Here is a 19568-nt window from a genome sequence, read left to right on the forward strand (position 1 = left end):
CATTATAATACATGATATAAATTAATTACAAAAAGGTTTGTCACGAGTGGGCAAATTATATTTTTATTCAAAAATGGAAGCCACGAGTGGGCTTCCTTTAGTCTTTCTAAGTTCGAAGATGAAAGAAGGTGACAGATTGGCTTTTATTTTAGATGAAACCAAAAAGTCAATTCGCGGAGTCATGGGAGCCCTCAAGCCTTCCTCTTCCATAGATATTAATGAAGCCATTGAATTAGCTAAAATAGAACGGGCAATAGAGATTGACAGTCGCTTAAAGGAATTGGAAGATGAATAAACAGATGATGGCTGACACAAAAATGCCCTATAGTATAGACTTTTCGGAGTCTACACTATAGGGCATATATATTGTCATCCGATCTCTTTTTTCTATCTTGGCAACTCTATAACCGGCTTATCCTTGGCAGGCTTATACAATAAGAAATTACGACCAATTACTTGCACCAGTTCAGACCCGGTCTGATCAGCGAGTTCAGTGGCCACAGATTTCGGCTCCTCCATACAATTCTGCAAAACTCGTCCCTTGATCAGCTCCCGAGCTTCTATGGTTTGGTTCGTTTGGGTGATGACTGATTCTGTAATTCCGCCCTTCCCCACTTGAAGAATCGGCACCATTTCATTTCCCATGGCCCGTAAATAACGTTTTTGTTTTCCTGTTAACACGGAAATCTTCCCCCTAAAATCAATCTTTACTCATATCTCAAGGCCGCCATCGGTTCGAGCTTGGCCGCTTTTAAAGCCGGATAAAAACCGAAGAAGAGTCCCACTCCAATGGAGAAGGACACGGCAAATATTATCGCCCAGCCGGACAAAAGCGGCGGCCAGTTCAAAAGGTGAGACGCTATCAGCGCACTCCCTACCCCTAAAGCGATACCCAGAATCCCACCAATGAGAGATAAAACAATAGCCTCTAATAAAAATTGCAATAAAATATCTCGCTCTTTGGCCCCTACAGCTTTGCGCAGTCCAATTTCCCGGGTGCGTTCTGTCACAGAAACCAACATAATGTTCATAATTCCGATTCCTCCCACCAGGAGGGAGATCCCTGCAACCAAGCCGATAAAGCTGGTTAGGATCCGCATGATCGTATTCGCTGATTGCACCAGCTGCTGGACATTAAAAACTTCATATTGATTGGTTGTCCCATGGCGCACATTCAAAATACGCTTAGCATTATCAATGGTACTTGCCAAATCCGCTTCTCGGTAAGTCGCGCCTTCCAACTGGTCTACTCGCTGGGATTGAAAGACATCCGACCAGGTTCCCCAGGGCATATAAGCATAGGCATTCTGCGGACCGACATTAAATTGGGCAAAGGCTGAGGTATCCTTAGCCAAAACCCCAATCACCCGACAGGGAACACTGCGGACAATAACCTGCTGTCCCAAAGGATTTCCTGCCCCAAATAGATTCTCTCCCAAGGTCTGATCAATGACCGCCACCCGACGGTCCGCTGTAAACTCCTCCTCAGAGAAGAATCGCCCTCTGGCTATATCCCGGTTGCGCAAGTCCGCAAATTCAGGAGTGGTTCCCACCACCATGGCGGAAGAACGCTTTTGATTCACCTCTAGGGCAGTGTATTCAATACTCGTGGGAATCAATATCTTGACTTGGGGCAAGGCCCGTTTCAAGCTCTCTCCATCCTGCAGACTTAAGCGATCCCCCTCATTTTGTCCGCTGTTGCCAACTGACTTAGGGTACAATACAAATAAGTTAACCCCGCTTTTCTCCATTTCCTGCATAATGGCAGCCTTGCCTCCCAGGCCGATGGTGACCACAGCGATCACAGCGGCAATCCCAATAATAATCCCCAGCATCGTCAGTCCCGAACGCAGTTTATTGGTTCTCAAACTAAAAAGTGCTCCGCGCAGTCCTTCAATAAGGCTCATACGCCTCCACTTCCCGCCTCAGGGACGACCTGCATTCCTTCCGAAAAATCATTGGAGGGATTTAAAACCACCTGGTCACCGGACTTTAAGCCGGAGGTGATTTCCTGGTGTGTGTCATTCCCAATCCCAAGCTTGACTTCTGTTTTCTCAAGACGGCCGGCCTGGATTCGGTAAACATAGTTTTTGTTGCCTTCTTGAAAAAGGGCCTCTTGCGGAACAGCTAAGACCCCTTCCTTAGTCGCCACAATAATTTCGATGGTCACAGTAAAACCAGGCTTCAGTTCAAGGGGAGCTTTCTCTAAACGAATTTTTATCCCTACTGTTGGAGAAGCGCTTCCCTGAAGGCTAGTCTTTGAGACCGCCGTCGGGGCAATCTCCACAATCGTCCCTTGAACAGACGCATCTCCTAACATCTTACTTGAAATGCTCACTTTTCCGCCAACTTGAACCTTCCCAGCATCAATTTCGTTCAGTTGGGCCTCGACATTCATTTGGGTTAGATCAGCCACCACTACTAAGGGCACCTGCACCGAAGACAAATTACCCTCTTGAGCATTCACTTCAACCACAGTACCCGCCATATTGGCTTTATGAATTAGTTGACCCTGTTGCACTTGGGCAACTTTCAACATTTCCTGCGCCTGTTTTAAGGCTGCCGTACTTTGTGCCAAGGCGCCCTCTGCCTGTCTTATTACCACCGGACTTACCAGGTTTTCCTGAGGAGTACTATTCTGTTCGCTTAAAAACTGAGGAAGCAGCGAACTTACAACACCTGCCCCATCAACAGAACTATCGGGTGAACCGGCTGTACTCGCAGCTGTCTGGGCCTTCTTCAGCTCGTTTAAATTAGCCTGGGCGGTATTTACAACGGTCTGAGCTGCCTCGACACTCACCTTCGCCTGGGCCACTTGGGCATCGACCAGAGTAGTGTCCAGCGCAACAAGAGTCTGTCCCGCCTTGACAGTATCCCCCACCTTCACAGCCACCTTCGCTACACGTCCGGGAGTCAGAACACGGACTTCCTGGCTGGACACCGGAACCACGCTCCCCGTCGCAAAGACGTTTTCCTGCATCGAAATCGGAGTGACCACTCCAGCTTTGACTTGCAGTGGACCCTGAGGCTTCCCCCAAAACCACCATACACCAAAGGCTAACGCAAGAACTAAGAGCATTGCCCCAATCATCCACCAGAGACCTTTCCTCACATTGTCCCCCCCAAACCAACGAAAATGCCTAAGACCTAACGACTACACCCAATCAAATTTAACCCCACCAATATCAACTTGATCCCCTTCTTTGATTCCTTCCGCCCGCAAAGCGTCATCAATCCCCATCATTTTTAAAATGTTTTGGAAACGATAGACACTGGCCTCTCGGTCAAAAAAGGTCATCTTAACATGCTTTTCGATTTCCGGACCTTCAACAATAAAGAGGTCCTCTTCTTTGCGAATTTCGAATCGCTTGTCCGGATCAGCCTTCGTAACCCGGTGCTCTGTGGGAAGACTAATAATTTGCGGCGCTGAGATATCCGGCAAGATCTTAGCAATGTGATAGACCAGGTCCTGCAGACCCGCCCCCGTTGCCGCAGATACCGCAAAGATCTCGTGACTTCCCTCAACAGCTTCCTTAAGACGCTGCAAATGCTCTTCCGCTCCCGGAATATCCATTTTATTGGCCACAATAACCACCGGCCGTTCGGCAAGCACAGGACTATAGAGCCGCAGCTCATCCTGAATAATTTTCAAATCCTCGAGAGGATCTCGTTCTTCCGAGCCGGAGATATCTAACACATGGAGAATCAAGCGTGTTCGCTCTGTATGGCGCAAAAACTCGTGACCCAATCCGGCCCCCGTATGAGCACCCTCGATCAGTCCCGGAATATCCGCCATAACAAAACTTTCCCCATCCTCAACATCCACTACCCCCAAATTCGGAACTAAGGTAGTAAAGTGATAATCGGCAATCTTGGGCTTGGCAGCAGACACCTTGGAAATAATCGTGGATTTCCCTACATTAGGGAACCCGACCAGTCCAACGTCAGCTAAGAGTTTTAACTCTAAACGCAGCCAATGTTCCACCCCCGGTTCTCCATTTTCCGCCAAGGTGGGGGCTTTATTGGTATTGCTCATAAACCGAGCATTACCCCTGCCGCCACGACCGCCTGCCGCCACAACCACTCGCTGTCCATGTTCAATGATATCAGCAATCGTTTCCCCGGTCCCGTCATCGAAGACCACTGTACCCACAGGAATACGCAAGACAGTGTCCGTGCCGCTCCGACCGCTCATATTCTTCGCCTGCCCATGGTCCCCTCGATCACCCTTATAATGCCGCTTATAGCGAAAGTCCACCAAGGTCCTTAAACCCTCATCTCCCACAAACACAATACTGCCCCCGCGCCCGCCATCCCCGCCGCTCGGGCCGCCTTCAGGGACATATTTTTCTCGACGAAAAGCGACAGCTCCCGCTCCGCCATCCCCGCCTTTAACATAAATCTTCGCCTGATCATAAAACATACATGATTCTCCTTAACTGTTAGCAGTCTCTCATAACAATTTTATCTTCGACTTCCTCAGGCTTACTCATTGCTCTATTCAATCTTATTAATTGATCACAGAGCACTGTCTCCTCATCGGATAAGATAAACTGGCAGGCTAAGCCACCCGGTTCATCAAATAAGTACACTTCAGCATTCAAGTCTTTTAAAGCCCTGGACTGAATAACTGTTGCCATGCATTCATTAGTGTACCCGTATAACCCTTCCACATATTCTTCCTGCCAATGATCTTTCCAAAACTCTTCTTGTTTCATCTCTTCAGGAAAATCAATCGTGGCCATAACCTTTTCCTGACTGAGACGAATCATAAGACCCAACAGAATTGCCCCTAAATAAGGTTCTGGAATTTGCGCTATCTTTTGCTCTTCCAGGGATGCAGAAGCCGTCTGCTGCATGTATGAAAGGGCCTCGGCCGGTCGATTAAGCTGTAAATTACCCATAATTACCTGCCAGTGATTCATGAAATCATGTCTTTGCAGGCGATACCACTGTAACAACTCTGACAAAAGAACTTCTTCTAACTTTGACATAGTCATCGTTTTCCTCTCATCCCGCCACTTTATTTTGCTACAGAACTACGGTTCGATATGTACTCATATATACAAGTCATTTAATATTATGGATCGGTATAAGTTCATTTTTTATGTCTAATATGCGAAAAACCCCTGGGAAAACCCAGGGGTAATGAAGAGACAGCTTATTGGGCGATAGCCACCGGTGTTTTTGGGCGCTCAGCATAAATACTAACTTGTTTGTGCAATCGATCTTTATGCTCAAATTTCACATAACCATCGATCAGAGCAAACAAGGTGTCATCTTTACCCAGACCACAGTTTTTGGCGGGATGAAACTTCGTACCGCGTTGACGTACGATGATCGTACCTGCAGTAACGAATTGGCCGTCGCCACGTTTTAAGCCGAGGCGTTGAGCATTACTGTCCCGACCGTTTCGTGAGCTACCTACCCCTTTTTTATGGGCAAACAATTGAAGATTCATTTTTAGCATGGAGTCCACCTCCTTCGATCAATAAATATATAATTCTGACTGTAAGCCGTCTGTATTTGTTCGATACCTAACATCATGGTTTGCAAAATCCACTGAGCCTTCTCTAAATCTTGTTCCGAAACCCCCATAAGCCGGCAGGTGATGTGTCCATCCCCCTCCTGTACTTTAGGAGCAACCGGCAAGAAATGTTCCAACCCATTGACAGCCGCAATACTCAGTGCAGAAACACCCGCACATACAATATCCCGACCCTCCTCTGCAAAACCAGCATGTCCGGACAGCTCGAATTCACGAATCTGCCCCTGATCATCTGACCATACTACAAGACGAATACCGTCTTGGTGCTTACGCTTGGAGTGCTTCGACAAGAACTTTTGTGTAGGGTTGACGATGTCCTTGTTTGCGTCGATAGTTCTTCTTGGATTTGAATTTGAAGACAATAATCTTCTCCCCTTTACCGTGCTCCACAACCTTCAGCACTGCTGTAGCACCTGCTACAACTGGGGTTCCAACATTCACCGAACCGTCTTTTTCCACGAGGAGAACCTTATCAATCGTTACGGCATCTCCTACATTAGCATCCAGTTTTTCAACGTAAATTACGTCGCCTTCTTGAACGCGGAACTGCTTACCACCGGTTTCAATTACTGCGTACATTTTATTACACCTCCCATGCCCTAGACTCGCCATTGCAGGTCGGTTTTTTATGTAAAAACCTGTTGATACCTGATTCGAGCGGTTGCGGTGAGAAGTCACCACATTTAAGTATTTTAGCATTTGAGCACTAGTGTTGTCAACCTTTAGCATATATTATTGCTGTTATTTAGCAGGCATTTCCCTAGTCTCTTTAATTCAGAAGCCTTTTTACATTATTGTAACAAAAGAGCGAAATAATGTAACAGAAAGGTTATATCTTATAATTATACATTCTTTTGCCGTAAATATAAGTTTTAGACAGAAAACTAATCTATGGATGCAGAGCAATCCGAGATGGCCATAGAAGGAAAACAAGAAACAGCTGCCGAATACTAATATACCATAAATTGTAAGGAGTGATATTATATGCCTTGGAAGCAATATAAAGACTCCCCATTTCGTTTACCAACTCGCCAAGAAGTTTTGATCATTGGAGCATCGGTGGCAGTCTGCTTACTAGTGATAGCTTATTTCGCCTTGACTTCTTGACCGAAGACTATCTGTTCATATAATTAACGCCGAACTCTTAGCTTTTAACTTTTAACTTTTAACTCTTAACTCTTAACTCTTAACTCTTAACTCTTAACTCTTAACTCTTAACTCTTAACTCTTAACTCTTAACTCTTAACTCTTAACTCTCAATCCTACTATATAATACCTACCTGAGACGCCCAGAAAGCTTTTTCACCCAATAAACACAAGTGACAACCGCCATGTAAATTGCAAAGGCAACCAAGAAACCCCAAAGACCTTCCACAATATCCTGAAATTCCATATTGCCGCGACCGGTTACCTTTTGCCCAATCTCAATGGCAAAAACAAAAACCACCAAAACAGTAAAGGTATAGATAAAGGAAATTGCCGTCAGACTATACTTAGCCAAATACTTAAATAACTTATGCACCAAGACAAAAAGAAGGATTCCAATAATCCCTATGACCAAAAAATGAAGTTGTTTGTCGTTGAGGCTAAGACCTAAGAACTTCGTCAACCAAATTAATTTATCGTGGAAGTAGTTTATGATGCCAGTAATCAATTTTAAAGCGGTACTCAATATTCTTCTTCCTCCAAGAACTTCTTCACAGCACTGGGCCCTTCAAGGGCTTATTTTTATTTCCTAATTATATCTATCAATTCCGAGACTCTCACTTCTTCAAGTGGGTTTTCCACATTCTACTTCGGTTACATAGTCTCCGGTACGATAGTCTCCAGTGGAGACTATCGCCGAAGCCGCAGTCCAGGAATGCCTATCGGCGTAGGATAGACTATCGCCGAACACCTTTCCCAATAGGAACACATGGCGCGCGAAGGAGGTACCAATTACTATACTAGAACCTCTTAAATTATATCCACATCATACCATATCCATAACATCTTAATCATCTTTTTCCTCCTGTCCCTAATATGGTACAATAACTTAGCCCACGCAAAAATACAAAGCATAATAAAGGGGGAAATGGGACTTGGAATCATTAATAGCAATTATTATTTACATGGCAGGTATGCTGGGTATCGGCTACTACTCCTACAAACGCACCACTGACCTCTCAGATTACATGTTGGGGGGACGAAATCTTGGTCCTGCTGTAACGGCATTAAGTGCCGGAGCCTCGGATATGAGCGGTTGGCTCATGTTAGGGCTTCCCGGCGCCATGTTTACCCAGGGAATCAGCGCCGCTTGGATCGTCATTGGTCTTACACTGGGAGCTTACTGCAATTGGCTGTATGTTGCTCCCCGTCTGCGCGCCTACACAGAGCTTGCTGACAACTCCATCACAATCCCGGCCTACATAGGTAACCGATTTGAAGACAGTTCCAGAGTCTTGCGGCTTGTCTCAGGCCTTGTCATTATTGTCTTTTTCACCTTCTATGTCTCTTCAGGCCTCGTTTCAGGGGCAGTTCTATTTCAAAACTCCTTTAATGTAAATTATCATGCCGGACTTTGGGTTATCGGAGGAGTCGTCGTAGCTTATACCTTATTCGGAGGTTTCTTAGCCGTCAGTATCACCGACTTTGTCCAAGGCCTCATCATGGTCACTACCCTAATAATGGTTCCCCTCGTTACAATTCAGGCTACAGGAGGATTTGAACATTCCATCAATACTATCCACAGCATCAATCCAGCCTACCTGGACTTCTTCAAAGGCACAACCTTTCTAGGTATTATCTCCCTCTTTGGTTGGGGTTTAGGCTATTTTGGACAGCCACACATCATCATTCGTTTCATGGCCATCTCTTCAATTAAAGAGATAGTAAAAGCCCGTCGAATCGGCATGATTTGGATGGTTTTCTCCGTCGTTGGCGCTATGTTGACCGGATTGCTCGGCATCGCTTACTTTGCCAACAAGGGCATGACACTTGCCGATCCGGAAACCGTCTTCCTCGAGTTAGGTAAATTGCTCTTTCATCCGATTATTACCGGTTTCCTCTTAGCCGCAATCTTAGCCGCTATTATGAGTACCATCTCTTCCCAACTCCTTGTCACCTCAAGCTCTTTGACAGAAGATCTATACAGCCTGTTTCGCCGGGAAGCGACGGACAAAGAACTGGTCTTGGTGGGTCGCTTATGCGTTCTCATTGTGGCAGTCGTCGCCACACTGATTGCCTATCAGCGCAGTGACACCATTCTCGGCTTAGTGGGTTATGCCTGGGCAGGCTTCGGTTCAGCCTTTGGACCGGTCATTCTCTTAAGCTTGTATTGGAAAAGGATGAACAAATGGGGTGCTTTAGCCGGAATGATTGCCGGTTCCGCCACAGTAATTATCTGGACCCGCTTCCCCTTCCTTAAAAACACCCTTTATGAGCTGGTCCCGGGATTCTTCGCCTGCCTGATTGCCATTGTCGCGGTTAGCTTGCTCACGGCTAAACCATCAGAAAAAATGCAAGCCGAGTTTGAACAATGCAAACTAAAGATTGATAGAATTTAGGACTATCCATGAGAAGTGAACAGTTAAGAAAAAGAGGGACGGCTCTTTGCTCCATTTACGGAACAAAGAACCGTCCTCTTTTATCTCTTTTATCTCTCTTGTCTTTTTGTCACTTTTGCCTAAGAACGCCCCCTTGTCCCTAACCTACTCCGAATACTTTACTCTATAACGTATCCTGCTCCCATATTTCTGGGAAACTAGCAACCCTTTGCTTTCGAGCTTGAGGACAAACGCTCTGATAGTTGCATAAGCGGAGTTTTTATAATCCTTTTCCAACTGCTTGGTTGAAAATTCATTAGTCCCGTAGGCAGACAGTACATAATGAAATAAATCCTTCTCCTTAGCAGTAATTTCACCTGTTTTAAGCAGTATATTGAATTCTTCGATTACCTTTGTGGGCTCCTCTCTTTTCTGAAACTTAGTAAAAACATTACTTATAAAGAAGCTCACAAAGGGCGTCGCATCTACGGTTTTGGACAGCTTTGAATTAGCCGAAATCAGAGTGAAGGCCTTATAATACAAACTCTTACTTTCGTTGATATAGGACGAAAACGGAATAAACAAGGAAGAGGTATAGCCTTTTTGTACCAGATACCATAGTTGCAGCAATCGTGACATTCTTCCATTGCCGTCAAAATAGGGGTGCAGATAGGCAAAATAGTAATGAATTATAATTGATTTCAAAATATGATCTAAGCTATCATCGCACTGGATATACTCGATCATATTCCCAATGTACTTTGGAAGTTGCTGATGATCCAGCCCCTGATGCTCGATCTTTTGCCCAACCACATACACTGCTTCGTGACGATATTTCCTATCCAACATCAATCTATCCTTGTCGTCTAAAAAATCCCCCACCGCAAGTCTGTACAGTTGATATAGATTTTCCTCTGTAATTTTATTCGAAGGATCCGCAATGAAATCTAAGCCCCGCTTAATACCATAAACTTTGTTATCATTACTTGTTTCAGGCGCTGCGCCATTTAAAATCCTCCTTACGCTCTCCCTTGAAGATACAATCTGCTCAATGGAAAGAGTGGAAATAATCTCATCCTCCATTGCCTGTATACTGTACTTTTCACCTGAATAAGAGGCTGAGAGGGTTTTTGTCATCTGTATCGTCATGTTGATTTTGGAAGGAAGCAACACAATGGAATTACCCTTAAAATCCTGCAAAGGGAGCTTATGATAAAAACTCCCATTAAGGGTATCTAAATATCCCACCAGATTATCCTCTCCAAATTTATACTTAAGCTTAGTAAAATCCAGTGCATTCTTATCGTTGAACATCTCTGTAAAGGTTTTTAATTCCATATCGCCCTCCAGATAGTGATATAATTTAGTATCAATAACTATCAATTACAGTATATCACAAAATTTTAAGTATAAACCCTATCCTCCAGTATTCTATGTCCATTAACACTTCACACATGTCCTACTTATCCCCACTAAAAGACAAGAAAACGCCCCCACTATCACTAGAGGGAGCGTTCTCATTGTCTTTTCCTATCTTGTGGCTATCTATCTATCTATCTATCTATTTATCAATCTATCCATCTATTTATTTATCGCTACTTCTTTCCAAAGACCACTTCTAACTTATTAATCTCACCCTTCGGTTGATCTCCTTTGATCACAAGTTCCGCTTCTACCACAAAGTTCCCGTGAGAGTTCTGAATATCCCCCTCTAGATTCCACTTCGGCCAGTCAGAATCTCCGATGAGAACTGTATCAGGAATCGCCTTCCCATTAACCTTGATATTCTCGAGCTTTACCACCGAATCAGACTCCCGATTCAAGAGCATAAACTGAATCGCATCGAAATCCGCATCCTTTGTAGTACTATACTCTGCCCGGTACTCATATTCAGCATTCAGCTCAACCCAAACCTGGCCGTCCTCTGCATCATAGCCGAAGCGCACTTTATTGCGCTCTTCCCACTCCCCGAGAGGCTTTTCATCATCCGTCGTCGTGCCGCGGTAGAAATCGATTTGAGTACGATTAGTCGTGCCCAGCTTTTCTTGAGCATTGGTTAAATAGACTTCGGCACCACTGGCTAAGTTATTGAAATTTAATAACCTAAGAGCCCCATAGGTTGTGTCTAGATCCCGACCGGTAGTATTGAGATTAATCGAATCTGTATCGTCATCGTCTTCGTCCACTACTTCTAGGCCCTCAATGGAATAATTGAGTCGTTTAACAATATTTCCGCCACGGTTAATTACATTAATTATCACGGAATCTCCGTTGGCTAAACTTCCATTGTCTTCCTCACCAGCAATTTCATAATCAAAGACCGGGTTATTATCAATGATTTTGATGACTTCTCCTTCTCCATCATCCCCTTGCAGCTGAACCTCGAACCGACTCCATTTAGCCTTCATATAGGAATTGTGATAGCTTTTGTCATTCCCATGGCCCTTAATCTTGAAGTCCTCCACTCCTTTAGCCTGGACTGCCGCCGGAAGAGCCAAGAATGTAACTAAGGCAATAGGTACTAATTTTCCAATAATCTTTTTCAACTGTTCTACCTCCCCATAAATATCATGCGAGGCCTTAATTTAGACGAACCAAATATTGCCTCTCATTAAGTAATTCGCAGGTCAGGAAGTATTTAGGGGGGTTCTCGGGAATTTTTTTACCTTTATTATCCAACAAATTACGACAAAAGACCCCCGGGTTCAGGATCTAATAATACTGATCCGAAGCCGGGGGTGAGTTTTATGGAGTTGGTCTATCTTTCCTTACTCCCTGATTTGTCTCCTTTATCTCGTTCTTTGGGAGCCTTCGCTTGAGTTTTCTCTCCCTCCGGCTTCTTAGATGCGTTATCCAAACTCGCATCTTTTTCTTTTGACCCACTCTCTTGTTCTGCCTTAAGCTTAGCTTCTTGCTGAGCTTTCTGCTCTATCACTTTTTGTTCCTGAGCTTTCGCTTCATCTTTAGATTTCTCTTCAGATTTGGCTTTCTCTTCAGGTGATTCTTTCAGCTCTTCTTTAGGCAAACTTTCACTTTCGCCTTTTAATTCTAGTGTTTGCCCCTGCTGCTTGGCCGACTTAAGTTCTGCTTTAGCTTCTGATTTTACTTTCAATACTTTACTTTTCTCTGCATCAGCATCCGGTAAAGCACTCGTCGTTAAAGCCATAGTATTAAGGGTTTCACCCGAGGCAACCGCAACTCCATCCAATTCCTCTGACTGATCATCCTCCCCTTCAAGAGTTTGATCGAGGTTTTCTAAAGCCGCTTGATCTTCCTCGCTTAATTCACTGTCCTCTAACCCTTTGGTCGCTTTCCTTAATTCTTTAGCGACCATTAGTTGATCCTTTTTATCCATTTTGGTGATGCTCTTTTCCATTGAACGAACAACGTTGAGGGCTACCTTTTGAGCAGCTTGGGGAGGAAGCTTTTCTAAGAGCCCGCCCAAGGTCTGAATATTATTGGCATGAGTTTTACTGAGCGCAGTCTCAAGTTTTACTGTCGTCTCGGAATCTGTTTCTGTAAGCAAGGCCAGAAAAGCCTGTGCTTCAGCAATCTTTTCCGTATATGCAGTGATCGCACCTTCGGCTTCCTCAGTATCTCCCTGCTCAATCAATGCCCCAGCTTCTGCAATTCTCTCTAGGGCTTGGTCCTCTAGGAGCTCTGTTTTCTTTACCGGATCAAATGTGAGAGCTACTTGAAGTTTCTCGATCAGTGTCGTTAACCAATAAACAGGAGAATCCGGAAGTGTACCAGGTGAAACAACCTCTCCGTTTTCATCAAGAATCGGAGGAAGATCCTCCTCAGCATTTTCCGAGCCGTCAGGCACCTCACCGGCGTCAGTTTCCGCGGTATCCTCAGGTTCAGTGTTACTTTCAGTCTCTTCAGTTACTTCAGGATCAGTGGTCGCTTCAGTATCCGATGCAGGTTCACTTACCTCATTCTCTGCGACGGGGGCAGTTTCCAAATTTGCAACGGGTGCATTCAAGTCCCCATCCGTCTCAGCTAGAGCTAGCGAGGCAGTAAGGGGCATGACACAGAGAGCTAGGGTTAACGCTAAGGCAAGTTTTTTCTTTAGTATATTCATCCAATTCACTCCTTCTTAAGGCCCATTAAGAAATCCATCTTATTTTCGCATTATACTCTCCGCCAAATGCTCCAACAAGCCTATTTCCTAAGGTCAGGACGAATGGACTAGAAAATCAGTACTTTAAACCCACCACATTATCCCTTAAATTCTCATTTCAGAAATATAACCCCAGATAACTCAACCCAAACCTTCTATCCTCAGAATGACATTGTTAGCGCTCTGTTTTCAACATCGACCTTTACTAAAAGCTGCTTTTAGCCGCTTCCAAAACCTTTGTTTTCTCTTCTTAACCGGCTCAATAAGAACACACTCTCCGCTGTACTGCATCCCCTGCCCCCTAAGGATATTTTGGGGATTAGTCACCGTCAGTTCCCGGAACCTGCTCTCGCCAACCAGTTCCCTGACACTCCGAAGTGTCTCCGGATAAGTTGACTCTCTTCGGGACACACGGTGTGCATCAGACCCTATAAAGTGAATTAAATTACTATCGAGCAGCATTTCAGCTAAACCCTTGGACTGAGGGCCGTAACGCCCATCCAGGCTCCTTAAGTTCAGCTGAAAGAAAATCCCCTTTCTGGCCCACTCCAGCAAACGCTCCGGAGCCTCAACTAACTTTCTGTTACGTTCCGGATGGGCAAGAACCGGTGTCAGCCCATTAACTTGTAATTCAAAAAACACCTGGTCCGTATATTGAGGAATTTCGAGCATTGGAAGCTCTACCAGAATATACTTACCCGTGTTTCCTAAGGTCATCAGTTTCCCGTCACATGCCCACTTCCCCATCTCCGGGAAGATATAGTTCTCAGAACCCGGCAGGATCTCAATCTGAATTCCGGCTTCCGCAACCCGCGTGCGCACCTGTTCTGTATAAGCCAGAATGTCTGCCGGGGACAAAAAATTGTCTTCCAAGACATGGGGGGTGGCAATCAGAGTCTTAAAACCCGACTGTTGCAACTGCCTAACTATTCCCAGAGTTTCTTCCATGGTTTTGGCCCCGTCATCAAGCCCGGGCAGGATGTGGCTATGGATATCTATCATCTAAACTCTCCCTAATATGGTTATATACCCTAGTGAACCTTGATTTGTTTCAGGTCTCAAAACAGAAACAGAAACAGAAACAGAAACATTAACCTTACCTGAAAATATCCAAGATTATTCTACCACATACGAAAATCATTCGCTTGTTAAAAGTAATACCCCTGCTTGCCTGCCCTCAATTATTCTCAATTTGAAAACAACTCTCTACAATTATGAATACAGGATTCATGGCAAAAACCTATTCCCCATTCTCTAAAGAAGTGCTACTATAGAGTCAAATCATTAATCCTGTTTAAACGTGTTGAGGTCAAAGATGCCCTCAGGGAAACCTGAGGGCACTTTCTGTTTAAATGGTTAATGGCTAGGCAATGGCGCCTATGGGTAGAAGTACTGCTACCCGTAGGCGCTTTTTGTTTAACATAAAAATACACGACTTGAAAGGAGAAAAGAAAAATGAAAACAAAATCTGTAAACAAAGGAATTATCCTCACTATCATGACCGCTTTACTCCTGGCGATCCCAGGGGTTGCCTTAGGAGCCGACCCTACCGTTGAAAGCAACGCCATCGCTATCGATACTATCTGGACTCTAATTGCCGGATTTCTCGTCTTTTTCATGCAAGCCGGATTCGCCATGGTCGAAGCAGGATTTACACGGGCCAAGAACGCAGGCAATATTATCATGAAGAACTTAATGGACTTTTCCATTGGCTCAATAATTTACTGGCTATTTGGATTTGCCATCATGTTTGGAATAGACAAAGCAGGACTTTTCGGCACAACCGGCTTCGGTATGTCCGATACCTTTGAGCACTTGGGATTATCGATCCCTCTTCCCGCCTTCCTCCTCTTCCAAACTGTCTTTGCAGCAACGGCAGCCACCATCGTTTCAGGGGCAATGGCCGAACGCACTAAATTCATCTCTTATATGATTTACAGCTTTGTCATCAGCGCCATCATCTACCCTGTGGTTGGACACTGGATCTGGGGCGGAGGCTGGTTGATGGAACGGGGCATGATAGACTTTGCAGGATCGACAGTCGTTCACTCCGTGGGCGGTTGGGCCGCTTTGATCGGTGCCCTTCTCATCGGACCGCGGGTTGGCAAATACACCAAAGACGGTAAATCCCATGCCATTCCGGGACACAATATCACCCTGGGCGCTCTCGGCGTATTTATCCTCTGGTTTGGTTGGTTTGGCTTTAACCCGGGAAGTACCCTCTCCGGAACAAACCCAGATATCGGTAAAATTGCCTTGAACACAAACCTGGCAGCTGCCGCAGGTGCAGCAATGACGATGATCTTCACCTGGCTTAAGTATAAGAAACCCGATGTTTCCTTAACTTTAAACGGAGCTTTAGCCGGCTTAGTAGCCATCACAGCAGGATGTTTAGCGGTAGATCCCCTTGGAGCAGCCGTCATCGGAGCCTTGGCAGGAATCTTAATTGTTCTTTCCGTTGAATTTATCGACCAAGTCCTTAAGATTGACGATCCCGTCGGAGCTATTTCCGTCCATGGAGTCTGTGGTTGTTTTGGGACAATTATGGTCGGAGCCTTTGCCGTGGACGGAGGCCTCTTATATGGAGGAGGCAGTGCCTTATTAATCACTCAACTTATTGGTGTAGCCTCAGTTTTCGCTTGGACAGCAGTCACTTCTCTGATTCTTTTCGGCATCATTAAAGCAACCCTTGGCTTACGCGTCAGCGAAGAAGAGGAAGTCATGGGCTTAGATATCGGCGAACACGGTATGGAAGCCTACTCAGGCTTTGAAATGAAGGCACCTTCTGTAAATCTTTAATGCTTACGCAGGGATTCAATCATGAAAAGAATTGAATGTATCGTCTATCCCTCAAAATTAAAAGCTATTCGAGATTCAATCGGACAATTTGGATTTAAAGGGATGACTCTAACCAACGCCTTAGGGTGTGGGTTACAAAAAGGAAGAACCGAGATCTACCGAGGATACACAATCACGAATAACTTCTTTATCAAAACAAAGATTGAGCTAGTCGTGAGGAATGAATTTGTCGATTATGTCGTTGACCTAATAATCAAAGCAGCACAAACCGGAGAAATCGGCGATGGTATGATTTTTGTTTCCGATATAGAGAGTGCTGTCAGAATTCGCTCCGGTGACTGCGGAAATGTACAATGAAAAAGAGTAGGGGATGTAACAAACTTGAAAACAAGTTCAGTTACATCCCCTACTCTTTACTTCTTTGCCAAGAGACTTAAAGCCTATTTTCTAATATTGATCACCATCTCCACCAGCTTGTCGATTTCAGGCTTGGTAATTTGGGCATCGGCACCCACACTTAAGCCCTTATGGGCTAACCCTTCACTGGCAATCGAAGAAAACAAAATAACAGGGATCTGTTTTAATCTGGAATTACTTTTTATTTGCTTTGTTAAGGTTAAACCATCCATAACCGGCATTTCAATATCTGTAATAACGCAATATATTTCGTCTAAAGAACTATTCTCCAGGAAGGTTAAAGCGTCCTGGCCATTGCCGAACTTCTCCACAGTGGCCCCGGCTTTTAACAGAGACTCATTAACGACTTTTAATAAGAAGGTCGAGTCCTCTGCCACCACAAGTTTTTTCCCTTCCAGTCCTTTGGTGGCGCTGGATTCTTTCAAGGCCAAGGAAGGATCAATATCTCCCAGTATTTTTTCAAAGTCCAGCATTAAAATAATTTCATCGTTTTCAGCCTTCACAATTCCTGTTATTGGGGTTTCATTTTGACTGAGGAGAATTGAGGAGGGTGTCTCAATTTCTTTCCAGGACAGTCTCCTGATCCCACTGACAGAACTTACCTCAACAGCAAAATCACTGTTGTTAATATTAATCAGGATTAATAATCTTTCCTTCGAAGTTTTAGGACAATTTTGCTTGAGGGTTTTAATTAAGTCCAAAACAGGAATAACCCGCCCTCTATAGTTAATGACTCCGCTGATATTCTTATTGGAATTTGGAACATCAGTAATAGGTTGGTGGGTAAGAATGCATTCAACCTTGGCAACATTAACACCTAACACACTGTTCCCCGCTTTAAAGATAACGATTTCTAATTCATTAATACCACTCTCTAAAAGAATATCTTGCTTCAAATAAAGACCTCCTTAAAATCATCAACGTCCGACAAATTTCTAAATATTTAGTACCATTTTAACATATTGAGTCTAAAATGATAGATATTAAATCAATTTATAAGTTATTTAATTTTCCCTCCCCCACACTTTAGATCCTTTCTTGTCTAGAGTGAACTTGTTCAGCTAAAGCTGAACATCGGGGCTTCGGTAGGGGATTCTACCCCCACCGAAGTAGAAATCGGAACACCCACTTAAAGAAGTGGGTGTCTCGGAATTGATAAATCGGATTTATTTAAATTAAAAGAAGGAATTAGTCAATATTTCGAGAAATAATAGGAAAAGGAGGACGATCATTTTGATCATGAAAAAACACTTTATTCTCAGCTTTTTCCTAATAAGCATTCTTGTCTTCGCTTACGCGCCTATAGCGAGTGCCGCCACATCGGAACGAATTTCAGGCTATGATAAATATCAAACAGCTGTTGCCATCAGTCAAAATGGCTGGCCTGCCGGATCAGATTCTGCTATTCTTGCCTTTGGCGAGGATTTTCCCGACGCCTTGAGTGCAGGTCCATTATCGGGTAAATATAATGCCCCCATCTTATTGACAGGTACCTACTCCTTAAATGTTGACACCGAAGCCGAGTTGAAACGTCTAAAGGTCAAAAAAGTTTACATAATCGGAGGACAAGCGGTCATCTCCAGAGATGTGGAAAGGCAGCTTTCTTTACTGAAAATAGCCACCGAGAGACTTGCCGGCAATGATCTATATGAAACATCCATCATCGTAGCCCAATCAGTCGGATTAAGTAAGGGAGTTTTTGTAACATCCGGTGCAAATTTTTCCGATGCTTTATCTCTAGGACCCATTGCAGCCGCCAATCAAATGCCCATCATCCTGGTACCGGCTCAGGATCTTACGGCTGCCCAGAAAACTTTCTTAGCTAAGAGTAAAATCCCCTCCACTATTATTGTGACAGGGTACTATGATTTAAGCGACAACGTGATCAGCCAATTTACTGATCCGGAGCTGATTTATGGTTCAGACCCTTATGACAGAAATATTAAGCTGGTTGACCAGTTTTCAAGCACTCTGAATTTTGACACGGTTTACGTCGCCACAGGCAGAACTTTTCCTGATGGCCTCACCGCCTCCGCCTTAGCACAAAAGGGTAAGAACCCCCTGATTTTATTCGATGGCGATACGATTCCTTACCCAACTCTTACCTATATCCAATCTAAAATTATATCCCATTTCAAAATCTTAGGAGGCACAAGTGTTATTAGCAGTTCAACGGAATCATCCCTCGCTGAACTCCCTGCCGAGATTGATTCAGTGATTGACGTTACTGACAGTATTCAAGAACAGCAAAAATACACCCCCCCTAAAACGGTTACCGTCGTAAAAACAGACGGATTGACCGAAGAAGTCCCTGTCACCTGGAGTCTGTCCTCAGTCCATACCCTAAAGTCCGGAACTTATGAATTCGCTGGTCAGATAAAAAACTACAGCGACAGCGTTTATCTGAAATTAACCATCTATCCCAAAGTATCGAAAGTGACGAATATTAGTGCTGAAATCATCCTGGGGGAATCCTATGATTTTCCTGATACCATAGAAGTGACTATGAGCGATGGAAGCACAGAAACATATCCTGTAACCTGGAACAGCAATATTGTCCCCTTAAATAAGGCCGGAAGTTACACCTTTCAAGGAACCGTTGACGGCTTAACTCAAAAAGTCAGTCTAGCCCTCAAAGTTTCCGAAGATGTGAAAATCACCTTTACTGATCCGGAGTTACATGATGCCATACGACGCAAATTGCATAAGAGCAGGTCTGAATCAATCTATAAGAGTGATATAATCGATATTTCTACCTTAAACATTAGCAATAACGACATCGCCAATTTAAGCGGGTTAGAGAACTTTATAAACTTGAAAACCCTTGATGCTGGCGATAATATACTCACCAATATTACTGCACTAACTAAGCTTACCAAGCTAAAAACCCTGAAGCTGAACGATAATGGTCTTAAAGATGTCAACGCTCTAAAAACTTTAACCTCCCTCACCTATCTTGATCTATCTGACAATAACATTACCAACTTCACCCCCCTAAAAGGGCTTGTAAACTTAACCACTCTTTACTTAGACGATAACGAACCCCTTGTTGAAGACGAAAACTATACCCCTGATTACAGCCCAATCAAATCCTATTATGATGATTTAGACAAGAAGGATTTCAGTATCTAGAGCTAATGGATAGGCATAAATAAAA

Annotated in this window: 20 protein-coding genes and 1 other annotated feature; of the genes, 6 read left to right on the top strand and 14 right to left on the bottom strand. The window is 44.2% G+C overall.

What is annotated here, in order from left to right; all coding sequences use genetic code 11:
- The first annotated feature begins 136 nt into the window (after positions 1-136).
- On the top strand, positions 137-295 hold the full coding sequence (locus tag BUB11_RS06690) for a hypothetical protein (protein ID WP_200797874.1): 159 nt from the start codon (positions 137-139) through the stop codon (positions 293-295).
- A gap of 92 nt (positions 296-387) precedes the next feature.
- Here the strand turns inward: BUB11_RS06690 and yhbY are convergent, their stop codons facing one another.
- The 8 genes from yhbY to rplU form a co-directional block, all read right to left on the bottom strand.
- Positions 388-681 (bottom strand): ribosome assembly RNA-binding protein YhbY, encoded by a 294-nt coding sequence (gene yhbY / locus BUB11_RS06695; protein WP_073028758.1) that lies wholly within the window; start codon positions 679-681, stop codon positions 388-390.
- Between the two features lie 26 nt (positions 682-707).
- A complete protein-coding gene (locus BUB11_RS06700; RefSeq protein WP_073028759.1) occupies positions 708-1907 on the bottom strand; it encodes an ABC transporter permease in 1200 nt (399 codons plus the stop codon).
- Entirely contained in the window at positions 1904-3112 is a 1209-nt protein-coding gene (locus BUB11_RS06705) for an efflux RND transporter periplasmic adaptor subunit (protein ID WP_073028761.1), read from the bottom strand. Before BUB11_RS06705 ends, BUB11_RS06700 begins: the two co-directional genes overlap by 4 nt.
- Before the next feature lie 42 nt (positions 3113-3154).
- Positions 3155-4423 carry a GTPase ObgE gene (gene obgE / locus BUB11_RS06710; protein ID WP_073028762.1) on the bottom strand — a complete coding sequence of 423 codons (1269 nt, stop codon included), beginning with the start codon at positions 4421-4423 and terminating at the stop codon, positions 3155-3157.
- 19 nt (positions 4424-4442) lie between these two features.
- Complete coding sequence (locus BUB11_RS06715; RefSeq protein ID WP_073028901.1) at positions 4443-4994, bottom strand: Spo0B domain-containing protein; 552 nt, start codon at positions 4992-4994, stop codon at positions 4443-4445.
- A gap of 167 nt (positions 4995-5161) precedes the next feature.
- Positions 5162-5470, bottom strand: coding sequence for a 50S ribosomal protein L27 (rpmA, locus tag BUB11_RS06720; protein ID WP_073028764.1), 309 nt, complete (start codon positions 5468-5470; stop codon positions 5162-5164).
- A complete protein-coding gene (locus tag BUB11_RS06725) occupies positions 5464-5838 on the bottom strand; it encodes a ribosomal-processing cysteine protease Prp (protein ID WP_427846299.1) in 375 nt (124 codons plus the stop codon). The genes rpmA and BUB11_RS06725 overlap by 7 nt, the downstream gene beginning before the upstream one ends.
- On the bottom strand, positions 5816-6127 hold the full coding sequence (gene rplU, locus BUB11_RS06730) for a 50S ribosomal protein L21 (RefSeq protein ID WP_073028766.1): 312 nt from the start codon (positions 6125-6127) through the stop codon (positions 5816-5818). Before rplU ends, BUB11_RS06725 begins: the two co-directional genes overlap by 23 nt.
- Positions 6128-6139: 12 nt before the next feature.
- Positions 6140-6221: a sequence feature (ribosomal protein L21 leader region), on the bottom strand.
- 311 nt (positions 6222-6532) lie between these two features.
- On the opposite strand from rplU, the gene BUB11_RS28705 reads away from it, so the two are divergent.
- Positions 6533-6655: a hypothetical protein gene (locus tag BUB11_RS28705; RefSeq protein ID WP_282433981.1), complete on the top strand. Its 123-nt coding sequence runs from the start codon at positions 6533-6535 to the stop codon at positions 6653-6655.
- Positions 6656-6824: 169 nt separating this feature from the next.
- Here BUB11_RS28705 and BUB11_RS06735 read toward each other — a convergent pair whose 3' ends face one another.
- Positions 6825-7220, bottom strand: coding sequence for a hypothetical protein (locus BUB11_RS06735; RefSeq protein WP_073028767.1), 396 nt, complete (start codon positions 7218-7220; stop codon positions 6825-6827).
- A gap of 409 nt (positions 7221-7629) precedes the next feature.
- Here BUB11_RS06735 and putP point away from each other — a divergent pair, with 409 nt between their 5' ends.
- Positions 7630-9093 carry a sodium/proline symporter PutP gene (gene putP / locus BUB11_RS06740; protein WP_073028769.1) on the top strand — a complete coding sequence of 488 codons (1464 nt, stop codon included), beginning with the start codon at positions 7630-7632 and terminating at the stop codon, positions 9091-9093.
- Positions 9094-9237: 144 nt separating this feature from the next.
- On the opposite strand, the gene BUB11_RS06745 is transcribed toward putP, so the two are convergent.
- From BUB11_RS06745 to BUB11_RS06760, 4 genes are all read right to left on the bottom strand, one after another.
- On the bottom strand, positions 9238-10410 hold the full coding sequence (locus BUB11_RS06745) for a Fic family protein (protein WP_073028770.1): 1173 nt from the start codon (positions 10408-10410) through the stop codon (positions 9238-9240).
- Positions 10411-10667: 257 nt separating this feature from the next.
- Positions 10668-11618, bottom strand: coding sequence for a hypothetical protein (locus BUB11_RS06750; protein WP_073028772.1), 951 nt, complete (start codon positions 11616-11618; stop codon positions 10668-10670).
- Positions 11619-11830: 212 nt separating this feature from the next.
- Complete coding sequence (locus tag BUB11_RS06755; RefSeq protein WP_073028774.1) at positions 11831-13156, bottom strand: DUF5667 domain-containing protein; 1326 nt, start codon at positions 13154-13156, stop codon at positions 11831-11833.
- Positions 13157-13384: 228 nt separating this feature from the next.
- Positions 13385-14197, bottom strand: a complete 813-nt coding sequence (locus BUB11_RS06760; RefSeq protein ID WP_073028776.1) for a tyrosine-protein phosphatase — start codon at positions 14195-14197, stop codon at positions 13385-13387.
- A gap of 453 nt (positions 14198-14650) precedes the next feature.
- On the opposite strand from BUB11_RS06760, the gene BUB11_RS06765 reads away from it, so the two are divergent.
- Positions 14651-15994 carry an ammonium transporter gene (locus BUB11_RS06765; RefSeq protein ID WP_073028777.1) on the top strand — a complete coding sequence of 448 codons (1344 nt, stop codon included), beginning with the start codon at positions 14651-14653 and terminating at the stop codon, positions 15992-15994.
- Positions 15995-16015: 21 nt separating this feature from the next.
- Positions 16016-16351 (top strand): P-II family nitrogen regulator, encoded by a 336-nt coding sequence (locus BUB11_RS06770; RefSeq protein WP_073028779.1) that lies wholly within the window; start codon positions 16016-16018, stop codon positions 16349-16351.
- A gap of 83 nt (positions 16352-16434) precedes the next feature.
- Here the strand turns inward: BUB11_RS06770 and BUB11_RS06775 are convergent, their stop codons facing one another.
- A complete protein-coding gene (locus tag BUB11_RS06775; protein WP_073028781.1) occupies positions 16435-17307 on the bottom strand; it encodes a chemotaxis protein CheV in 873 nt (290 codons plus the stop codon).
- Positions 17308-17650: 343 nt separating this feature from the next.
- On the opposite strand from BUB11_RS06775, the gene BUB11_RS06780 reads away from it, so the two are divergent.
- Positions 17651-19543 (top strand): cell wall-binding repeat-containing protein, encoded by a 1893-nt coding sequence (locus BUB11_RS06780; protein WP_073028904.1) that lies wholly within the window; start codon positions 17651-17653, stop codon positions 19541-19543.
- The last annotated feature ends 25 nt before the right edge of the window (positions 19544-19568 follow it).

Origin of the sequence: Desulfosporosinus lacus DSM 15449 (assembly GCF_900129935.1) — a bacterium.
Lineage (GTDB): Bacteria > Bacillota > Desulfitobacteriia > Desulfitobacteriales > Desulfitobacteriaceae > Desulfosporosinus > Desulfosporosinus lacus.

Bases quoted from the DNA above. Each gene is read 5' to 3' on its own strand.
- BUB11_RS06700 (WP_073028759.1), bottom strand. From the start codon at position 1,907: ATGAGCCTTATTGAAGGACTGCGCGGAGCACTTTTTAGTTTGAGAACC.
- obgE (WP_073028762.1), bottom strand. From the start codon at position 4,423: ATGTTTTATGATCAGGCGAAGATTTATGTTAAAGGCGGGGATGGCGGA.
- BUB11_RS06715 (WP_073028901.1), bottom strand. From the start codon at position 4,994: ATGTCAAAGTTAGAAGAAGTTCTTTTGTCAGAGTTGTTACAGTGGTAT.
- rpmA (WP_073028764.1), bottom strand. From the start codon at position 5,470: ATGCTAAAAATGAATCTTCAATTGTTTGCCCATAAAAAAGGGGTAGGT.
- rplU (WP_073028766.1), bottom strand. From the start codon at position 6,127: ATGTACGCAGTAATTGAAACCGGTGGTAAGCAGTTCCGCGTTCAAGAA.
- BUB11_RS28705 (WP_282433981.1), top strand. From the start codon at position 6,533: ATGCCTTGGAAGCAATATAAAGACTCCCCATTTCGTTTACCAACTCGC.
- BUB11_RS06745 (WP_073028770.1), bottom strand. From the start codon at position 10,410: ATGGAATTAAAAACCTTTACAGAGATGTTCAACGATAAGAATGCACTG.
- BUB11_RS06755 (WP_073028774.1), bottom strand. From the start codon at position 13,156: ATGAATATACTAAAGAAAAAACTTGCCTTAGCGTTAACCCTAGCTCTC.
- BUB11_RS06760 (WP_073028776.1), bottom strand. From the start codon at position 14,197: ATGATAGATATCCATAGCCACATCCTGCCCGGGCTTGATGACGGGGCC.
- BUB11_RS06765 (WP_073028777.1), top strand. From the start codon at position 14,651: ATGAAAACAAAATCTGTAAACAAAGGAATTATCCTCACTATCATGACC.
- BUB11_RS06770 (WP_073028779.1), top strand. From the start codon at position 16,016: ATGAAAAGAATTGAATGTATCGTCTATCCCTCAAAATTAAAAGCTATT.
- BUB11_RS06780 (WP_073028904.1), top strand. From the start codon at position 17,651: ATGAAAAAACACTTTATTCTCAGCTTTTTCCTAATAAGCATTCTTGTC.